This is a genomic window from Leisingera coralii, assembly GCF_049056525.1.
Classification (GTDB): domain Bacteria; phylum Pseudomonadota; class Alphaproteobacteria; order Rhodobacterales; family Rhodobacteraceae; genus Leisingera; species Leisingera coralii.
Genome location: NZ_JBHUPT010000132.1, coordinates 1 through 1,521 on the forward strand (window position 1 = coordinate 1; position 1,521 = coordinate 1,521).

At 69.0% G+C, this 1,521-nt stretch carries 2 protein-coding genes; both read right to left on the reverse strand.

Annotated elements, in window-relative coordinates; translation table 11 throughout:
- Positions 1 to 572: TSUP family transporter (locus ACFMBG_RS24195; RefSeq protein ID WP_421057161.1), on the reverse strand; the 572-nt coding region annotated here is incomplete at its 3' end.
- Between the two features lie 5 nt (positions 573 to 577).
- Positions 578 to 1,521 (reverse strand): thiamine pyrophosphate-dependent enzyme (locus ACFMBG_RS24200; RefSeq protein WP_421057163.1); only part of this gene is annotated, 944 nt, incomplete at its 5' end.

Sequence of the window (1,521 nt, forward strand, 5' to 3'; positions counted from 1 at the left end):
CCGTTTGCGGCCATCACCGGCAGCGCCATCACGTCGATGCCGGTCAGGAACACGATCATGGTGGCGCGGAACACCGCGGGCGGCACCGGCTGCGCGGTCAGGAAGGCCGCCACCGGCAGGCCGCCGACGCCGGCGCTGTTGGCGATGCCGGCAATGGCGCCCACGCCGATATTGCCGTTGCGCCCGACCGGGCGCGCCAGCTGCCAGCCGCTCAGCAGCACCAGGCTCAGCACCAGGATCAGGCTGGAGATCGCCAGCCGTGCCTCCTGTTCGCCCAGCCGCGCCATGATGGCGATGGCGGGAACGGTGGCGATGGCGGCCCCGCCCAGCAGGGCAATGGCCCGGTGCCAGTCGATATGCGGGCGGATGCCCCTGGCCTGAAAGGCGGTCATGGCGATTTCGCAGGAAAACACCACCGGGATCAGCGGCAGCGGATTGGTGGTCAGCGCCGCCAGGATGATGAAGATCGCGGAGAACCCGAAGCCGGAGAAGCCGCGGATCAAGGCCGCCGCGAACAACGCGGCGGCCAGATAGGCCCCCTGGCCCATAGAGAGGTCAAAGGGCAGGGGCACGGGCGTCAGACCTGCTGTTCGCGCATGTCCGCCTTGTCGATGCCTGCCACGCGGACCGGCTTCTTCATGGCGTCGCGGCGGAACGGCTCGCCCAGCTCCTGGTTGATCATCGCCTCGATCAGGGTGGTGATGCCGTTCTTCTGGTCCTCGACCGCCTGGGCCAGCGCCGCGGTCAGCTCGTCCATGGTGCGGGCCACCACGCCCTTCAGGCCGCAGGCCTGGGCGATGCCGGCATAGGACACCTGGGTGTCCAGCTCGGTGCCGACGAAGTTGTCATCGAACCACAGGGTGGAGTTGCGCTTCTCCGCGCCCCACTGGTAGTTGCGGAAGACCACCTGGGTGATGGCGGGCCACTCGCCGCGGCCGATCGCGGTCAGCTCGTTCACCGCGATGCCGAAGGCGCCGTCGCCGGAGAAGCCGACAACCGGGGTGTCCGGGTTGCCGATCTTGGCGCCGACAACCGCCGGCAGGCCGTAGCCGCAGGGGCCGAACAGGCCGGGAGCCAGGTATTTGCGGCCTTCCTCGAACGAGGGGTAGGCATTGCCGATGGCGCAGTTGTTGCCGATGTCGGAGGAGATGATCGCCTCTTTCGGCAGCGCGGCCTGGATCGCGCGCCAGGCCATGCGGGGGCTCATCCAGTCCGGCTTGTCGGCGCGGGCGCGCTCGTTCCAGGTGGTGCCCGGATCGTCGTCCTCGTGGGTCATCTCGGTCAGCTGCTGGGCCCAGCGGGACTTGGTCTCGGCGATGCGCGCCTTGCGCTCGGCGCGGCCCTCGTCGCCTGCGGTATCAGACAGCTGCGCCAGGATGCCCTGGGCCACCTTGGCGGCGTCGCCGATGATGCCGACCGAGACTTTCTTGGTCAGGCCGATGCGGTCCGGGTTGATGTCGACCTGGATGATCCGGGCGTTGGCCGGCCAGTATTCCATGCCGTAGCCCGGCAGGGTGGAGA